General features: G+C 68.8%; 16 protein-coding genes and 1 tRNA gene. 7 read left to right on the top strand and 10 right to left on the bottom strand.

Annotation, left to right across the window (positions count from 1 at the left end; genetic code table 11):
- The first annotated feature begins 60 nt into the window (after nt 1-60).
- Nucleotides 61-387, top strand: a complete 327-nt coding sequence (locus P2Q00_RS25860) for a DUF8825 domain-containing protein (RefSeq protein ID WP_275775107.1) — start codon at nt 61-63, stop codon at nt 385-387.
- A 60-nt stretch (nt 388-447) separates the two neighbouring features.
- Here the strand turns inward: P2Q00_RS25860 and P2Q00_RS25855 are convergent.
- Nucleotides 448-519, bottom strand: a tRNA-Val gene (locus P2Q00_RS25855).
- A 173-nt stretch (nt 520-692) separates the two neighbouring features.
- Here P2Q00_RS25855 and P2Q00_RS25850 point away from each other — a divergent pair.
- The 3 genes from P2Q00_RS25850 (at nt 693) to P2Q00_RS25840 (ending at nt 3,166) form a co-directional block, all read left to right on the top strand.
- Entirely contained in the window at nt 693-1,475 is a 783-nt protein-coding gene (locus P2Q00_RS25850) for a DUF4097 family beta strand repeat-containing protein (protein WP_275775106.1), read from the top strand.
- 81 nt (nt 1,476-1,556) lie between these two features.
- Nucleotides 1,557-2,924, top strand: a complete 1,368-nt coding sequence (locus P2Q00_RS25845) for a hypothetical protein (RefSeq protein WP_275775105.1) — start codon at nt 1,557-1,559, stop codon at nt 2,922-2,924.
- A gap of 20 nt (nt 2,925-2,944) precedes the next feature.
- A complete protein-coding gene (locus tag P2Q00_RS25840; RefSeq protein WP_275775104.1) occupies nt 2,945-3,166 on the top strand; it encodes an FmdB family zinc ribbon protein in 222 nt (73 codons plus the stop codon).
- Between the two features lie 88 nt (nt 3,167-3,254).
- On the opposite strand, the gene P2Q00_RS25835 is transcribed toward P2Q00_RS25840, so the two are convergent.
- Genes P2Q00_RS25835 through P2Q00_RS25825 form a run of 3 tightly spaced genes read right to left on the bottom strand, consistent with a single transcriptional unit; the run spans nt 3,255 to nt 7,828 of the window.
- Nucleotides 3,255-4,070, bottom strand: a complete 816-nt coding sequence (locus P2Q00_RS25835; protein ID WP_275775103.1) for an HAD family hydrolase — start codon at nt 4,068-4,070, stop codon at nt 3,255-3,257.
- A complete protein-coding gene (locus P2Q00_RS25830) occupies nt 4,070-6,622 on the bottom strand; it encodes a phosphoribosyltransferase (protein WP_275775102.1) in 2,553 nt (850 codons plus the stop codon). The genes P2Q00_RS25835 and P2Q00_RS25830 overlap by 1 nt, the downstream gene beginning before the upstream one ends.
- Before the next feature lie 39 nt (nt 6,623-6,661).
- Nucleotides 6,662-7,828, bottom strand: a complete 1,167-nt coding sequence (locus P2Q00_RS25825; protein ID WP_275775101.1) for an HpcH/HpaI aldolase/citrate lyase family protein — start codon at nt 7,826-7,828, stop codon at nt 6,662-6,664.
- A gap of 221 nt (nt 7,829-8,049) precedes the next feature.
- On the opposite strand from P2Q00_RS25825, the gene P2Q00_RS25820 reads away from it, so the two are divergent.
- Nucleotides 8,050-8,850: a TerD family protein gene (locus tag P2Q00_RS25820; RefSeq protein ID WP_275775100.1), complete on the top strand. Its 801-nt coding sequence runs from the start codon at nt 8,050-8,052 to the stop codon at nt 8,848-8,850.
- Nucleotides 8,851-8,930: 80 nt separating this feature from the next.
- Here P2Q00_RS25820 and P2Q00_RS25815 read toward each other — a convergent pair whose 3' ends face one another.
- The 6 genes from P2Q00_RS25815 to P2Q00_RS25790 form a co-directional block, all read right to left on the bottom strand.
- Nucleotides 8,931-9,668, bottom strand: coding sequence for a TerD family protein (locus P2Q00_RS25815; protein WP_275775099.1), 738 nt, complete (start codon nt 9,666-9,668; stop codon nt 8,931-8,933).
- A gap of 111 nt (nt 9,669-9,779) precedes the next feature.
- Nucleotides 9,780-10,928, bottom strand: coding sequence for a DUF475 domain-containing protein (locus P2Q00_RS25810; RefSeq protein WP_275775098.1), 1,149 nt, complete (start codon nt 10,926-10,928; stop codon nt 9,780-9,782).
- Nucleotides 10,929-11,083: 155 nt separating this feature from the next.
- Nucleotides 11,084-11,659 (bottom strand): TerD family protein, encoded by a 576-nt coding sequence (locus P2Q00_RS25805; protein ID WP_275775097.1) that lies wholly within the window; start codon nt 11,657-11,659, stop codon nt 11,084-11,086.
- A 101-nt stretch (nt 11,660-11,760) separates the two neighbouring features.
- Nucleotides 11,761-12,336, bottom strand: coding sequence for a calcium homeostasis/redox stress adaptation protein (locus P2Q00_RS25800; protein ID WP_275775096.1), 576 nt, complete (start codon nt 12,334-12,336; stop codon nt 11,761-11,763).
- A gap of 113 nt (nt 12,337-12,449) precedes the next feature.
- A complete protein-coding gene (locus P2Q00_RS25795; protein ID WP_275775095.1) occupies nt 12,450-12,908 on the bottom strand; it encodes a peroxiredoxin in 459 nt (152 codons plus the stop codon).
- 180 nt (nt 12,909-13,088) lie between these two features.
- Complete coding sequence (locus P2Q00_RS25790) at nt 13,089-13,520, bottom strand: DUF3052 domain-containing protein (RefSeq protein ID WP_275775094.1); 432 nt, start codon at nt 13,518-13,520, stop codon at nt 13,089-13,091.
- Nucleotides 13,521-13,873: 353 nt separating this feature from the next.
- On the opposite strand from P2Q00_RS25790, the gene aceE reads away from it, so the two are divergent.
- Nucleotides 13,874-16,621, top strand: coding sequence for a pyruvate dehydrogenase (acetyl-transferring), homodimeric type (gene aceE / locus P2Q00_RS25785; RefSeq protein WP_275775093.1), 2,748 nt, complete (start codon nt 13,874-13,876; stop codon nt 16,619-16,621).
- 90 nt (nt 16,622-16,711) lie between these two features.
- Complete coding sequence (locus P2Q00_RS25780; RefSeq protein ID WP_275775092.1) at nt 16,712-17,449, top strand: potassium channel family protein; 738 nt, start codon at nt 16,712-16,714, stop codon at nt 17,447-17,449.
- Nucleotides 17,450-17,497: the final 48 nt, after the last annotated feature.

Here is a 17,497-nt window from a genome sequence, read left to right as displayed (position 1 = left end):
TTCGCATGAACCCCCAGAAGGAACTCGCATCCCAAATTCGAACAGGCGTAGCATTGTGCCGTGGCTACGACCTATGACTTTCCGAGTGACCTCCTCGCCGGTCAGGAGGAGCTGCATCAGGTCCGGTCCGAGCTGTCGGCCCTGCTCAAGCGGCTGCCCTGGTCGGTCGAGCCCCTGGACGCCTTCAGCGACACGGGCGGCTGGCGCAAGGTGGAACGCCCCGCCTCCCCCGGCTGGACGGCCGACGAACAGGCCGAGGTGGAGAAGCTCCGGCAGCGCGAGCACGAACTCGCCGTCTTCATCAGCACGCATCGCTTCTGGGCGGAGGTCGCGGCCGGGGAGCGAGTGGATGCCCGCACGATGCTGAAGCACACGCGCGAGGCGTGACACAAGGAGGCGTGACACAAGAAGACCCCGGCCGTGATCGGCCGGGGTCTTCTTCCGGTGTGGGCGCGGACGGTTTCGAACCGCCGACATCCTGCTTGTAAGGCAGGCGCTCTACCCCTGAGCTACGCACCCGGGACGAGTCGACAGCGTACCTTGCCCGAGGCGGTGCCCTGCAAACCCGTATCGGGAGCCGACCCGTGCGGGGGTTTTCCCCACCCCGGATCCGGGAGCGGCCCGGATCCCCCCGCAGCCCCTCCCTCCGTACGGTCGAAGAGCCTTCACCAACCGTCCAGGGGGAAACCGACATGGCCCGCATCCACACCCGTCCCGTCACCGCCCGCACCGCCCTCGCCGCCGGGGCCGTCGTGGTTCTCGTCGGGGCCGTCACCGCCTGCGGCGCCTCCGCCGGGGACGACAAGGACCCCGATCACCGGTCGTTCGCGCTGAAGGGGCACACCCTCACCGTCGACTCCGACGACTCGGCGCTGGAGATCGTCGCCGCGGACGGGAACCCGGCGGGCAAGGTCGAGGTCACCCGGTGGTGGCAGGGGTCGGTCGCCATCGGGAAGGATCCGAAGGTGACCTGGTCCATGAAGGACGACCGGCTGACGCTGCGCATGAAGTGCTCCGGTGTCGTCGCCGACTGTTCGGCCAAGCACCGGATCGAGGTGCCGCGCGGGGTCACGGTGAAGGTCGAGGACGGGGACGGGAGTGTGCGGGCGCGGGGGTTCGAGGATGCGCTGAGTATTCGTACGGGGGATGGGTCCGTGCATGTCACGGACTCGACCGGGCCGCTGGAACTGCACACCGGGGACGGGTCCGTGCGGGCCGAGGTCTCCTCGCGCCGGGTGCGCGCCGAGACCGGCGACGGTTCGGTGCATCTCGAACTCGGCGCCGTGCCCGACCTGGTGGACTCCCGCAGTCACGACGGCTCCGTCACCATCGCGCTGCCCAAGGCCACGTACCGTGTGACGACCAGGACGGGCGACGGTTCGGTGGATGTGTCCGTGCCCCGGTCCGACTCCAGCTCGCATGTGGTGTCGGCCCGCACCGGTGACGGCAAAGTCACCCTCAGGACCGCGAACTAACCGGCCCGTGTGTTCGTCCTTAACCGGTGGGAGAATGAACCGGGGCACCGGCCAGGACGGATGACAGCACGGGAGAGGGATGTGACGGCGACACCTTCGCAGCCGTACTCGCCGTCGGTGCCGCGTGCACACCGCCAGGCGCTCAGGGATGCTCTCTTCCTCGCCGCCCTGCCCCTCGTCGCCGCGCTCGCGCTGCCCGCCGCGTTCGCCGGCGGCGGCACCCGGCGCTGGTTCGGCGGGCGGGCCGAGAGTCAGCGGGCCGAGGCGCAGGCCGCGAAGGACGCCGCGGCGGCCGCGTTCTACGAGCTGGACACCGCCCAGCGCGACCTGCGGATCTCGATCGAGACGATCACGGCCGTCGACGACACCCCGGCCGCCCGGCGCGCGGTCTCCGACTTCGCGGCGCTGGGCCGCCGTATCGACGAGGCCAGCCAGCGGTACATCGAGGCCGTCGATGCCCATGATCTCGACCGCGACGAGCTGGAGGCGTCGGTCGCGGCACACGCGCGTACCGAGCTCACCCGGGCCAAGGACGAGCTGGCGAACGTCAAGCGGGAGCTGGATCGTTTCGGCGACGGTCTCGGGCCGCTGCTCGGCAAGGCGGAGACGCAGCTGGCCCGGCTGGCCCCGGCGGTCGAGCGCGCTCGGCAGGGGCTGCTCGCCGCTTCGAACGCCCTCGATGCCGTACGGGAGACAAAACTCAAGGCGGACGATCTCGCCGCCCGGCTGGCCGCCCTCGGCCCCGAGCTGACGAAGCTCAACCAGGGCGCCGGGCAGCACGGGGTGCCGCAGACGCTGGAGCGGGCCGAGCGGGTGGCGCGGGAGGCCGAGGCCATCCGGGTGGAGGCCGGGCGGCTGCCGGCGAAGGCCGCCGAGATCGATCACCGGCTGGTCTCGCTGCGTACGCGCGCGCAGGCGCTGACCACCCGTGCCGGGCAGGTCGATCCGGTGCTGAGCGAGCTGCGGCGGCGGTTCGTGGCGGCGTGCTGGCAGGACCTGCAGCATGTCCCGGAGCAGGCCGCGGAGAACGTACGGCAGGCCGAGCTGAAGCTGAAGGAGGCGCAGGCCGCCCGGGACGCCCAGCGCTGGCCGGACGCGACCTCCCTGCTCTCGACGGTGCGGGCGCTGCTGAACACGACCGACGAGTCGGTGTCGGCCGCACGGGACAGGCTGCAGCGGCTGAACGCCGTGCAGAAGGATCCCCAGCAGGAGATCGACCGCACGCGGTTCGCGATCCGGGATGCGCAGCGGCTGGCGATGACCGGGCGGTCGATGCCCGATCCGCGGCATGCCCGGCCACTGGATGACTCCGTGGGCCGCCTGGACCGGGCGATCGCCTCACTGCAGGGCCGCCACCCCGACTACTGGCACTTCCTCACGGAGACGGAGGGGGTACGGCAGACGGTGGCGAGGGTGGTCGCGCAGATCCGGGAAGAACGCGGTGGCTGAGCGGTGGCTAATCTGGTCGCATGCCTCGTTACGAGTACCGCTGCCGGACGTGCGGCGACGCGTTTGAACTGAGCCGGCCCATGGCGGAGTCGTCCGCCCCCGCGAGTTGCCCTGCCGGGCATGGGGACACGGTGAAGCTGTTGTCGACGGTGGCCGTGGGGGGTACTGCGTCCGCCCCGGCCGCCGCTCCGCGAGGGGGCGGCGGCGGGGGCGGTTGTTGTGGTGGAGGGTGTTGCGGCTAGCCGTACACGGTGCGTTGTTGGCTGCGGGTTTGTGGGGGTTGATCGCGCCCACGCGGCGGAGCCGCATATTGATACAGCCCCGCGCCCCTTAAGACGGTGCCGTGCGAGTCGCTTTCAGGAACTCCCGCAAGATTCGCTCGCCCGCCAGTACCCCCCGCTCCGGCAGTGCGCTGATCTGTGGCGCCGCCCAGTCCGCGTCCGCCAGTTCGCCGTGGCCGGGGCGCCAGCCTCGGTCCGCTGCCAGTAGCAGGTCGGCGTCCAGCAGTGAGTCGCCGGCTGCCAGTGTGAGGTCGGCGCCCGTGCGTCGGGCCACCTCGCGCATCGCCGCGCTCTTGGTCAGGGGCTTCGGGACGGCGTAGATCTTGCGGCCCTGGAGTGAGACCGTCCAGCCGCGGTTCTCCGCCCAGACCGCGAGTTCCTTCACCCATTCCTCGGGGAGCAGCTCGCGTTCTACGACGAGGTAGGCGAAGAGGTCCTCGGCCACGCGGTGCTTGCGTACCCACTCCGGGTCCGCCGTGGCCAGGAGATGCTCGCGCACCTCGTCCAGCGGGGCGCACTCCTCGGCGAGCCGTGCCGTCACCTGTGCGTGCCAGTCGAGGTCGGAGATGCCGTCGACCATCAGGTGGCCGCCGTTGGCGCAGATCGCGTACTTCGGCGCCGGGCCCGGCAGGTTGATGCGCTGGTACTGCTTGCGGGTCCGGGTCGTCGTCGGTACGAAGACCGCCGCGTCGCCCAGGTCGGTCAGCAGCCCGGCCGCCGTCTCCGTCATGAACGACAGCGGCCTGCTCTCGTGCACCTCGACGCAGAGCAGCCGGGGCGCCCGCGCGTCCGGCATGGTCAGCGCGAGGGCCGCGGAGGAGTAGATGAGCGTACGGTCGAGGTCGCTCGCCACCAGCACCGGCATCAGACCGTCACCGCCTTGCCGTCGGCACCGGTCGCACCGCGAGTGAAGCGGGGGTGGATCAACCCCACGCAGGTGTAAGGCAGTTCGGTGACCTCTTCGACCGGAACTCCTCGCTGTTCGGCCAGCAGGCGTACATGGTCCAGGTCGGCGCCCGCCCCCTGCCGCGCCAGGATCTTCCAGGGCACCCGGCGCAGCAGCACGCGTGTGGTCTCGCCGACGCCGGGCTTGACGAGGTTCACGTCGTGGATGCCGTACTCCTTGCTGATCCGCTCGACGGCCGCCCAGCCCTCCCAGGTCGGCTCGCGGTCGCCGGACAGCAGCTCCTTGACCTGCGCGGTGACGGCGTCCGCGACCTCCGGGAAGCGTGCGGCGACGGCGTCCAGGAAGTCCACCGAGACATCGGTGCCGGCGAGTTCGCGGTAGAACTTGGCGCCGTGGAAGTCGTGCGGGCCGACGAGGTCGGCGCGCAGCACGGTCCGCGAAATCAGGCCGGAGACGGTCGAGTTGAGGCAGGCGGAGGGTATGAGGAAGTCCTCTCGCGTGCCGTACGTCCGCACGCACGAGCCCGGGTCGGCCAGTACCGCGATCTCCGGGTCGAAGCCCGTGATCCCGTCGGAGGCCTCGAACTCCTCGATGGCGTCGGCGAGTTCGCGGGTGATGGCGCCCTTGCCGGTCCAGCCGTCGACGAACACGACGTCGGACGGGTCGTGGTGGGCGGCCAGCCAGCGCAGCGCGTTGGCGTCGATGCCGCGGCCGCGGACGATGGAGACGGCGTAGTGGGGAAGGTCGAGGCCGTGCCGGAACTGCGCCCAGCGGCGCATCAGGACGCCGACGGGGGTGCCCGCGCGGGCCAGCGAGACGAGCACCGGTCGCGGCGAACGCTCGGCGAGCACGATCTCCGTCACGGCACCGACCGCCAGGGCGAGACGCGCCGCGGACTCCTTCAGCGCCGTGTGGAACAGCTCCTGGTACTGCTCGCTGGGCTGGTACTCCACCGGCAGCGACTCCGCGTAGTGCGCGCCGCCGCTCTGGATGGCCTCTTCCCGCTCCTCGGTCGGCGCCTCCAGCGTCACGTCCGAGAGGTCCTGCAGCAGCCAGCCGACCTCCTCGGGCGGATACGAGGAGAAGGCGGGGCCGCGGAGGGGCTCGGGCAGCATGGCGGGCCTTTCGGGGACGTACAGGGGCTCGGGGACGTAGGAGGGCACGACCGCCAGCAGGACCTGCGGGACGTGCGCGGCCAGCTGGGCCAACAGGCCGTCCGGCGCGTGCAGTTCGGGGGTGTCGGCGGCGGAGTCGACGACGGCGACTACCGCGTCGAAGCCGGCGCCCGCGACGTTGTAGGCGTAGCGCTCGCCGGGGCCGTCGGCCGGGTCGTCGTGGGCGGGGAAGACTATGCGGCTGCGTATCGCGTAACCGGGGTCGTCGACCGCGAGGACGGGTGAGCGGGTGGTCGTCGAGTACCGCACCTCGGCGTCGACGACCTGCTCCAGCTCGCGGGCGAGGCGCAGGGGTGCGTACATCAGCTCCTCGAAGCCGAGGATGTGCACGCGGTGCGCGTCTTCGGGGAGTGCCTCTGCGAGCCTCGCCGCCATGGCGGGCAGTGCGTTCTCCAGGCGTATGCGGTGCTGGGGGGTGAAGCCGTGGCGGCCCCCGTCGGGGAGGCCGCGGGGCCAGCAGAGCTCTACGCGGCGGATGCGGCCGTCGGTCGGGTGCGGGTTGTTTGTGGCTGGTCGCGCAGTTCCCCGCACCCCTATAGGGGCGGCTACGGCACCGCCGTTTTTTGTCTTTTGGGGCGCGGGGAACTGCGCGACCAGCCCCCACTCACCCGCACCCGACTCGTACCGCGCAACCAACTCCTGCCCCTTCTCCAGCACCCCCGGCGGCAACCGGACCGTCCCGGAAGCGGCCGCCACGAGTTCGACCCTCGCACCTATCTCTCGCGCGAACTCCTCCAGCCGTCCGGCATCCGCGGCCGACCGCATGTCGACCAGAGCCACCACCACGTACCGCCGCCGCGGATAGCGCTCATGAAGATCCCGGATGGTGTTCAACACCGTGTTCCCGGTGGAGAACTCGTCGTCGACCAGCACCAACGGACCGTCACCGACCAGCAGCGCGGGGTCCTCCGGCAGCAGCAGGTGCGACGTGGCATGCGAGTGCGACTCCTCGAAGCCGCCCGCTGCCGCCACGCCCGCGACCGGGCGCCGGGTGGAGTGCAGATAGGGGGCCAGCCCCACACCGTCGGCGACCGAGTGGCCAAGACCCGTCGCCGTCTCCGCATACCCGAGGACGACCGCGGAGGCCGCCTCCTCGGTGCCCAGGAGCTCCCGCACCCGGCGGCCGAGCGCGAACCCGTAGCCGTACACCACGGACGGCGACTGCGGTACATGCTTGCCCAGCACGTTGGAGACCAGCAGATGTGCCCGCTTGGGGTTGCGCCGCAGGGCCAGCCCCAGCAGGTCGGTCAGCTTGTCGTCGCCCACGAGTTCGACACCGAGCCGCTCGGCGACCCACGTGCCGGACCAGACCGGGTTGTTCACTGCGTTGTTCATGCGTCCCTAGATGGTGAAGTGGTTCCCCGTGAGCCGGGTTCAGCCGGGGATTCCGGCGGCGAGCAGGTCCACAAAGCTGACGTCCTCGCGGGCGACGCCGAACACCTCGGCCCGCAGCATGGTCCGCTCGGCCCATGCGCGGTGCGGCTTCACCTCGTTCATCTTGTTCGTGTACGCCGACCTCAGTACACCCCCGCCGCCCCGCTCGGGCCGCAGGATGTCCGCGGCGTCGCCGAACTCTTCGTGACTGACCACGGACAGCGCGTGTACGGGCAGTACGTGGGAGGGGTGGATGCAGGTCTTGCCCAGCAGGCCGTTGGCCTGGTCCAGGGAGATCTCCCGCAGCAGCCCGTCCATGGCGTGCTCAATCAGTTTCTCGCGCAGCTCCACGGCCTGCCCCTCGAGGAAGGGGCTGGTCCGCAGCATCGGCTTGAACATGCGCTCCGGGACCCGGAAGTACTCCCACACCGGCCCGGTCACCGTGAACCCGGTGCCGTCGGCCCGGCCCAGCAGGTTCACCACGTCGGAGATCACGGAGGCGACGACATGGACGTCGTACGCAGTCATGTCGGGGGCCCGGCGCAGGCCGTACGAGGAGCAGAAGTCGGTCACGCCGAGGCGCAGTGCGAGCACGCGGTCGCGGTACTTGTCGACGGCGCGGGCGATGCCCTCCAGGCTCTCCACCCGCGACTCGCGGTAGAGCAGCTCGGGCGACTCCAGCACCGGCATGGCGAACAGCCGGTGCCCGCTCGCGGTCTCGGCGCTCGACAGAGCCTCCAGGAAGGGGATCCCGCGCTCCTCGGTGAACTTGGGCATCACGAATCCGGACAGCAGCCGGACACTCGCCCCGAGCCGCTGCACGAGATCGGGGATCTGCTCCGGCGTACGGACCCGGACGAACAGCAGCGGGAGGTCGGCTCCGTCCCGCCCGGCCAGGTCGGCGAACTGGCGGACGAGGTTCTCCTCCCCCGCCACCACGTCCGCGTCGTCGATCGAGTCCTCCAGGCACAGCACCATCGAGACCACGCCGAGTCCGGCCTGCTTGACGATGTCGTCGGCAAGCCGCGGCCGGGTGGCCGGACTGTAGAGCGTGGCGCCCAGGGCCGCGGAGAGCACCCGGGCCGGGGAGTCCGTGCCGAACTCGCACGGCTCCTGATGGAAGAGGCGCTGCCGCACCTCAGGGGCGATGTGCCCGAAATGACGCATAGAACTCCCCCGTGACGCCAGGTAAGGCTATGGATTCGGTAAACAGGTGGCCGGTAATAGTACGTAGAGACCCATGTCAGGGGTTCCCGCAGGGCATGAATTTCTGGTAACTCGGCCATGTCGACGGCGATTCGACAAGCCGTCGGCGAGTCGTCGACACGGCCGTGGGTCTCCCCACCCCCGCGTTGTCGTGATCAGGACCGAGAGGGCAGGATGACCGCATGACGCACGCGATGCTGAAGGGGTCGAACGTCCCGCTGGAAGCCACCACGGTGCGCGCCGTGCTGCGCTGGACCCCCGGGCAGGGGGTCCCGGACGTCGACGCCTCGGCGCTGCTCCTCGGCCCCGACGGTCGTGTGCGCTCCGACGAGGACTTCGTCTTCTACAACCAGCCCCGGCACCCCTCCGGGAAGGCGAGGTGGCTCGGCAAGAAACGCATCGCCGACGGCCTCACCGACACGATCCAGACAGATCTGGCCGGAGTCGAGGCCGATGTCAGCCGGATTCTCCTGGTCGCATCGGCGGACGACGTCACCTTCGACCGTGTACAGGGACTGCGCATCCTGCTGTACGACGCGGCGGGCGCCGGCGACGAACCGATCGTCCTCTTCGACATCAAGCCCCAGACGGGCACGGAGACGGCCCTGATCTGCGGCGAGCTGTACCGCCGGGGCGACGCCTGGAAGTTCCGCGCCCTGGGCGAGGGCTACTCGGACGGCCTGAAGGGCCTGGCCACGGAGTTCGGCATCTCGGTGGACGAGTCCGAGGCCGCGGCGGAACCCGCCCCCGAGGTCTCCCAGCCGCTCCCCCCGGAACAGCCCACCGCGGTCCCCACCCAGCCGGCCTACGGCTACCCCCAGCAGCCCCCCGCCACCCAACCCGCCTACGGCTACCCCCAGCCCGCAGCAGCAGCCACAGCGGGAGCCCCGTCCGGCTACGGCTACCCGCCTCCGGTGACGGTCCCGGCCCCGAACCCGGATTTCCGCCTGCCGCCGCAAGGGCCACAATTCATCGGGCGGTAGGGGCAACGCCTCAAGGGGCGCGGGGAACTGCGCGACAAGCCCCCACTCACCCGCCCCCCGAGCTCATAGGCGACCGCCGACTACCGCTCCACCTGGGACTTGTACCCCCGCCCCCACTGCAACCCCCACCCGTACAACCGATCCAACTCCGCCTGGAACCCGTAGACGAACTTCACCTCACGCCGCACCACCAACTCCCCCTTCACATTCTCGATCATCACCACCGCGCACGACCGAGCCTGCGGATGCCGCTCATCAAGATGGATCTCGATCCGAGGCCCATTGCTCGGATACAGCGTCACGATCGCGTGCGTACGGTCGAACGCCGGCGTCTGGTCGTAGATGTACACGAACACCAGCAGCCGCTTGATCTCGTCCCGGTGGTCGAGGTTGACGTACATCGTCTCGCCGGACGCCGACCCGAACCGGTCGTCGCCGCTGAGCTTGACGTACGGCGGCGCGTTGACGTCCCCGAAGTAGTTGCCGAGCGGCTGTACGACCCCCTTCGTGCCGTCCTGGAGCTCGTACAGACACGCCAGGTCGAGGTCGACATTGACCATGCTCTGGCCGTGCCCCATGACCTCCGCGGGCTTGAGCGCCTTGAAGGGGTGCCGGAACAGTGAGTCCCGCTGCGAACCGCCGATGTCGGATGTCCGCATCCGCCAGCTCAGGTTGACGCGCAGATGCCCGGTGGCCGCGCCCTGCTTGGTGAGGGAGACCTGGTGGTGCCGTTTGGTCAGCTCGATGGAGTTGGTGGCGGCGCTGCCCGAGTCGAAGTCGGCCTCGCGTCCACGCCAGAGTCCGTCCAAGAAGCCCATTCCCGCCCCCAGATTCACCCGGGTCCCGTTGGACCCGGCTTCACTTGAAAAACCGGCGGGGCGGCCGGAGACCGGCCGCCCCGCTCAGAGCGTTCCTCGCCCGAAGGCGCGTCACACCCCGGACGAGATCTCAGTCTTCTCGTCCGAGCCCGCCGCTTTTCCCTCGGCTTCCGCGAGCGCCTTGTTGCGGCGCACGGAGGACCAGAAGGACCAGCCGATCAGGACGACGCCGACGAGGCCGGTGATGACCTCGTTGATCTGGTACTGGATGGTGACCATGAGGATCACGGCCAGCGCGCCGATCGCGTAGTGCGCGCCGTGCTCCAGGTAGACGTAGTCGTCGAGGGTGCCCTGGCGGACCAGGTACACGGTCAGCGACCGCACGTACATGGCACCGATACCGAGGCCCAGCGCCATCAGCACGATGTCGTTGGTGATGGCGAACGCGCCGATCACACCGTCGAAGGAGAAGGACGCGTCGAGGACCTCGAGGTAGAGGAACATGAAGAACGCGGCCTGGCCGGCCAGGACGACCGCGGAGCGCTGCTTGCCGCTGCGCGCGGCCTCTTCCTCCTCCTCGTGCTCCCGCTCTTCCTCTTCCTCGAGCTTGTCCTCGAAGTAGCCGGAGAGACCGCCGACGACCATGTAAGTGATCAGACCCGCGATGCCGGAGATCAGGACGGTCTGCGCCTTGTCGACGTGCGCGCCGCCGTGCTGGTGGGCGTGGGTGGCGAAGGTGAACGACGTGATCAGCAGGACGATCAGGGCGATGCAGACCGCCAGCATGTCGACCTTGCCGAGCTTGGCCAGCGGGCGCTCGATCCAGCGCAGCCACTGGATGTCCCGGTCCTCGAAGATGAAGTCGAGGAAGATCATCAGCAGGAACATGCCACCGAAGGCGGCGATCGCCGGGTGGGCGTCGGTGACCAGCTGCTGGTACTGGTCCTTGTCGGTCAACGCCAGGTTGACCGCTTCGATCGGACTCTTCTTGGCCGTGACGGCGACGATGACGACCGGGAAGACCAGCCGCATGCCGAAGACCGCGATGACGACACCGACCGTGAGGAAGATCTTCTGCCAGAAGGCATTCATCTTCTTCAGGATTCCGGCGTTGACCACCGCGTTGTCGAACGACAGCGAGATCTCGAGGACGGAGAGGATCGCCACGATGCCGAAGGCCTCCCACCCCCCGTAGAAGACCGCCGCGGCCAGGCCGAGCGCGGTAATCGCGAACGACCAGCCGAAGGTTTTCAGAAGCACTGGCTACCCAATCCGTGTGTGTACGGGTCTCCCCCGCGCCGTACCCGGCTTTACTCACTGTTGACCACGGAGTCTAGAGGGCGGACCCCCCGGCCCGCATGGGCGGGGCCCACGGGCCGGAAAACCGCAGGTCCTGGCCTGCCGCGCCGGTGGCCTTACGAAACGTTGACGCCGAAGTCCAGAGCGATGCCCCGCAGTCCCGACGCGTACCCCTGTCCCACCGCCCGGAACTTCCATTCGCCCTGGTAGCGGTAGAGCTCGCCGAAGATCATCGCGGTTTCGGTGGAGGCGTCCTCGCTGAGGTCGTAGCGGGCGAGTTCCTGGCCGTCGGCCTGGTTGACGACGCGGATGAAGGCGTTGCTCACCTGGCCGAAGGTCTGCCCACGCTCGTCGGCCATGTGGATCGAGACCGGAAAGACGATCTTGTCGCACTGAGCCGGCACCTGGCCGAGGTCGACCAGAATCGACTCGTCGTCGCCCTCGCCCTCACCGGTGAGGTTGTCGCCCGTGTGCTCCACCGAGCCCTCGGGGCTCTTGAGCTGGTTGTAGAAGACGAAGTACTCGTCGCCCAGCACCCGCCCGCCGTTGCACAGCAGGGCACTGGCGTCGAGGTCGAACGGGGCTCCGGTGGTGGAGCGCGCGTCCCAGCCGAGCCCGATCATCACTTGCGTGAGGTTGGGTGCGGCCTTGGACAGGGAGACATTGCCCCCCTTGGCGAGCGTGACGCCCATGATGCTGGTCCTCCCCGAGATGGTGCTTGTTTGGTTGTCCTGCGCGACCGGCGCCGCACGCAAACGGTGCGGCGCCGGCTGATGAGACGTGCCGACGCGTCTCAGACGTTCACGCCGAAGTCCTGCGCGATGCCGCGCAGACCCGAGGCGTAGCCCTGGCCGATGGCGCGGAACTTCCACTCCGCACCGTGCCGGTACAGCTCGCCGAAGACCATGGCGGTCTCCGTCGAGGCGTCCTCGGAGAGGTCGTAGCGCGCGATCTCCGCCTCGCCCGCCTGGTTCACCACGCGGATGAACGCGTTGCGCACCTGGCCGAACGACTGCTGGCGGTTCTCGGCGTCGTAGATCGAGACCGGGAACACGATCTTCTCGATCTCGGCCGGAACCCCGGCGAGATTGATCTTGATCTGCTCGTCGTCGCCCTCGCCCTCACCGGTGATGTTGTCACCGGTGTGCTCGACCGAGCCGTCGGGGCTCTTGAGGTTGTTGAAGAAGACGAAGTTGGCGTCGCTGCCGACCTTGCCGGACGAGTTCAGCAGCAGTGCGCTGGCGTCCAGGTCGAAGTCGGTACCGGTCGTGGTGCGGACGTCCCACCCCAGACCGACGATGACCGCGGTCAGGCCCGGGGCCTCCTTGGTCAGCGATACGTTGCCGCCCTTGCTGAGGCTGACTCCCACGAGTCCTCCATTGGTGTCCAGGGGCGGGGAGCCCCGCCGTGCGTTTGATACCGGATCAACGAGTCGATCCTAGTGACGGGTTCCCGCACCACGCATGGCTTGGAGACGAAGAATCACAGGGTGTCGAGCGCCGTCACGTACTCGTTCAGGTCGCGGGCGTCCGGCAGCGCGTTCTCGACCGCCCAGCGCACGACGCCCTCCTTGTCGATGACGAAAGTGCCGCGCACCGCGCAGCCCTTGTCCTCGGCGAAGACGCCGTAGGCACGGGAGACCTCGCCGTGCGGCCAGAAGTCGCTCAGCAGCGGGTACTCCAGGCCCTCCTGCTCGGCGAAGACGCGCAGGGTGTGGATGGAGTCGTTGGAGACGGCGAGCACCTGGGTGTCGCGGTCGGAGAACTGCGGCAGGTTGTCGCGCACCTCGCACAGCTCACCGGTGCACACGCCCGTGAAGGCGAAGGGATAGAAGAGCAGGACCACGTTCTTGCTGCCACGGAAGTCGGAGAGCTTCACGGTGGCGCCGTGGTTGTCCTTGAGCTCGAAGTCGGGGGCCTTGTCGCCGACCTGGATCGCCATGGTCGTTTCTGTCCCTTCGGTGGGGGCTGTTCGGGTGGCTTCCACCCTACGCAGCGATCACCGAAAGCCGACGGACGGGCTGAGCGAACTCAGCCCGTCCGGCGTTTGAGGACGAGGCCGTTCAGGCCGAAAGGGGGGTCCGGGGGCACAGCCCCCAGAGACGGCTACTGCAGCCGAGGGTCACCTCTTGGACTTCGCGGCCTTCGGCGTCACCAGCCGGCTGCCGCTCCAGTCCTTGCCCACGCTGACGCTCTTGGAGGCGGACAGCCCCGCCGTCGTCGCGGCTTCGGAGATGTCGCTCGGCTCCACATAGCCGTCGCGGCCGGTCTTCGGCGTCAGCAGCAGGATCGAGCCGCCCTCCTCGATGTACGTGGTGGCGTCCACCAGCACATCGGTCAGGTCGCCGTCCTCGTCGCGGAACCAGAGCACCACGGCATCGGCGACGTCGTCGTATTCCTCGTCCACAAGGTCGGTACCGATGACCTGCTCAATGGCCTCGCGGAGTTCCTGGTCTACGTCGTCGTCGTAGCCGATCTCCTGGACCACCTGCTCGGGCTGGAACCCCAGCCTCACGGCAGGGCTCGTCTCCGCGTGGTCCGCGGTCGCGCTCACGGGTTGCCTCCTGATCATGTCTTGATGATTGTCTCAGCCACGCGCGTGCGCGAAGCGTTGGCCGTAGTCCACACGGACGGGGCGGATCGCGCAAGTACCCGGCCGTTCAGACCGCCGAAACGGTGACGATCCTGGCCGTGTCACCCCAACTCCAGGCATGCGACCCGCGCCACAAGTGACCTACACCACACCTTTCTGCCCCCTTTGCGGCATTGGGAATCAGATGGAGCTGACGCAGGTCTCGGTTACCTCTCAGTAGAGATGACGTTTGCTTCCCCGAGGTACACGATGGGGAACGGTGCAGGCGTACCGAAAAGCAGCTCATTGCAGCCCTCTGACAGGTAAGGAACAGCGTGGCTTCCGGATCCGATCGCAACCCGATCATCATTGGCGGCCTTCCGAGTCAGGTTCCTGACTTCGATCCCGAGGAGACCCAGGAGTGGCTCGACTCCCTGGACGCCGCCGTCGACGAGCGCGGCCGTGAGCGGGCCCGCTATCTGATGCTGCGGCTGATCGAGCGGGCCCGCGAGAAGCGCGTGGCCGTGCCCGAGATGCGCAGCACGGATTACGTCAACACGATTCCGACCAAGAGCGAGCCGTTCTTCCCGGGCAACGAGGAGATCGAGCGCAAGGTCCTGAACGCGACCCGCTGGAACGCGGCGGTCATGGTCTCGCGCGCCCAGCGCCCCGGCATCGGCGTCGGCGGCCACATCGCCACCTTCGCCTCCTCCGCGTCGCTCTACGACGTCGGCTTCAACCACTTCTTCCGCGGCAAGGACGAGGGCGACGGCGGCGACCAGGTCTTCTTCCAGGGCCATGCCTCTCCGGGCATCTACGCGCGCGCGTTCCTGCTCGACCGGCTCAGCGAGCAGAACCTCGACGGCTTCCGGCAGGAGAAGTCGAAGGCCCCGCACGGGCTGTCCTCGTACCCGCACCCGCGCTCGATGCCGGATTTCTGGGAGTTCCCGACCGTGTCGATGGGCCTCGGCCCGATCGGCGCGATCTACCAGGCCCGGATGAACCGCTACATGCACGCGCGCGGGATCGCCGACACGAGCAAGTCCCATGTGTGGGCGTTCCTCGGCGACGGCGAGATGGACGAGCCGGAGTCGCTCGGCCAGCTGACCATCGCCGCCCGTGAGGGCCTGGACAACCTGACCTTCGTCGTCAACTGCAACCTGCAGCGCCTGGACGGCCCGGTGCGCGGCAACGGCAAGGTCATCCAGGAGCTGGAGTCGGTCTTCCGCGGCGCCGGCTGGAACGTGATCAAGCTCATCTGGGACCGCTCCTGGGACCCGCTGCTCGCCCAGGACCGCGACGGCATCCTCGTCAACAAGATGAACACGACGCCGGACGGCCAGTTCCAGACGTACGCCACCGAGTCCGGCGCGTACATCCGCGACCACTTCTTCGGCGACGACCAGCGGCTGCGCGCGATGGTCGAGGGCATGACCGACGACCAGATCCTGCACCTGGGCCGCGGCGGTCACGACCACAAGAAGATCTTCGCGGCGTTCTCGGCGGCCAAGGCGCACAAGGGCCAGCCGACGGTGATCCTGGCCAAGACCATCAAGGGCTGGACGCTGGGCCCGAACTTCGAGGGCCGCAACGCCACGCACCAGATGAAGAAGCTGACGGTCGACGACCTCAAGCGCTTCCGCGACCGCCTGCACCTGCCGATCTCCGACAAGGACCTGGAGAGCGGCGTTCCGCCGTACTACCACCCGGGGCGGAACTCGGAAGAGATCCAGTACATGCACGACCAGCGCAAGCAGTGCGGCGGGTACGTCCCGACGCGCGTCGTGCGCTCCAAGCCGCTCGCGCTGCCGGACGACAAGACGTACGCAAGCGTGAAGAAGGGCTCCGGTCAGCAGTCGATCGCCACGACCATGGCCTTCGTACGACTGCTCAAGGACCTCATGCGGGACAAGGAGCTCGGCAAGCGGTTCGTGCTGATCGCGCCGGACGAGTACCGCACGTTCGGCATGGACTCCTTCTTCCCGAGCGCGAAGATCTACAACCCGCTCGGCCAGCAGTACGAGGCCGTGGACCGCGATCTGCTGCTCGCGTACAAGGAGTCGCCGACCGGCCAGATGCTGCACGACGGCATCTCCGAGGCGGGCTGTACGGCCTCGCTGATCGCGGCGGGTTCGGCGTACGCCACGCACGGCGAACCACTGATCCCGGTCTACGTCTTCTACTCGATGTTCGGTTTCCAGCGCACCGGTGACCAGTTCTGGCAGATGGCCGACCAGCTGGCGCGCGGTTTCGTGCTGGGTGCGACCGCCGGCCGTACGACCCTGACCGGTGAGGGTCTGCAGCATGCCGACGGCCACTCGCAGCTGCTCGCCTCGACCAACCCGGGGTGTGTCGCCTACGACCCGGCGTACTCGTACGAGATCGCGCACATCGTGCAGGACGGTCTGCGCCGGATGTACGGCGGGGACGCCGAACACCCGCACGGCGAGGACGTCTTCTACTACCTCACCGTCTACAACGAGCCCATCCAGCACCCGGCCGAGCCGGACAACGTGGACGTCGAGGGCATCCTCAAGGGCATCCACCGGCTCTCCGAGGGCAGTTCGGGATCGATTCCGGCGCAGATCATGGCGTCCGGTGTCGCGGTCCCGTGGGCGATCGAGGCGCAGAAGATCCTCGCCGAGGAGTGGAACGTCAAGGCCGACGTCTGGTCGGCGACCTCCTGGAACGAGCTGCGGCGCGAGGCCGTGGACGTCGAGCGGCACAACCTGCTGCACCCGGAGGAGGAGCAGCGGGTGCCGTATGTGACGCAGAAGCTGTCGGGTGCGCAGGGGCCGTTCGTCGCCGTGTCCGACTGGATGCGGGCGGTTCCGGACCAGATCGCGCGGTGGGTGCCGGGTTCTTACCAGTCCCTGGGTGCCGATGGGTTCGGCTTCGCCGACACCCGGGGGGCCGCTCGGCGGTTCTTCCACATCGACGCGGCGTCGATCGTGGTGGCGGTGCTGACGGAGCTGGCGAAGGAGGGGAAGGTCGACCGGTCGGTGCTTAAGCAGGCCATTGACCGGTATCAGTTGCTGGATGTTTCCGCGGCGGACCCTGGGGCTGCGGGCGGGGACGCGTAGCCGTCTGCGGGTCGGTGGGGGCTGGTCGCGCAGTTCCCCGCGCCCCTTAAGGGGCGCGTAGCCCCTGTCCGTTGTCTTTACGATGCGGGCATGAAGGAACGAACGGCTCAGGGTCGTTGGGAGCAGGTCACCCAGCGGCCCTTGCTGGCGTTGGCCGTGTTGTTCGCCGGCGCGTATGCCGTGCCGATCGTGGATCATTCGGCGGGGCACTTGCTGACGGCCGTGTGCACATGGGTCGAGTGGGTGGTGTGGGGGACGTTTGCCGTCGACTATCTGGTGCGGGTGGGGCTGGCCCGGCGCCGACGGGAGTTCGTGCGGACGCACTGGATAGACCTCTGTGCTGTCGTGCTGCCGGTCCTTCAGCCGCTGCGGCTGCTGCGGATGGTGTCGACGCTGATACTCGTCGGGCGCCGGGCGCGGATGGCGTCGCAGATCCAGCTGACGACGTATGTCGCGGGCGCCGTCATCGGGTTGCTGATGTTCGGGTCGCTGGCCGTGCTGTCCGTGGAGCGCGACTCGCCGGACGGGAACATCCGCACGCTGGGTGACGCACTGTGGTGGTCGTTCACGACGATGACGACCGTGGGGTACGGGGATCATGCGCCGACGACCGGACTCGGGCGGATGATCGCCGTCGGGCTGATGCTGTCCGGAATCGCCCTGCTGGGTGTGGTCACCGCGAACATCGCCGCCTGGTTCATCGCACGGTTCGAGAAGGACGACGTGGAGGAGCGGCGGCAGACGGAGGCGATCGAGGCGTTGACGGAGGAGGTGCGGGCGCTTCGGGCCGAGGTTGCGGCGCTGCGGGAGCCGTCGGGCAGACCGTGACCGGCGGACTGCCGGCGCGCTGACCCCCTCCGTCAGCGCGCCGCAGCA

This window comes from Streptomyces coacervatus (assembly GCF_029223485.1).
In the GTDB taxonomy this organism is placed as follows: Bacteria; Actinomycetota; Actinomycetes; order Streptomycetales; family Streptomycetaceae; genus Streptomyces; species Streptomyces coacervatus.
The sequence above is the reverse complement of the archived record's forward strand: the minus strand, read 5'-3'. Positions and strand labels throughout refer to the sequence as shown.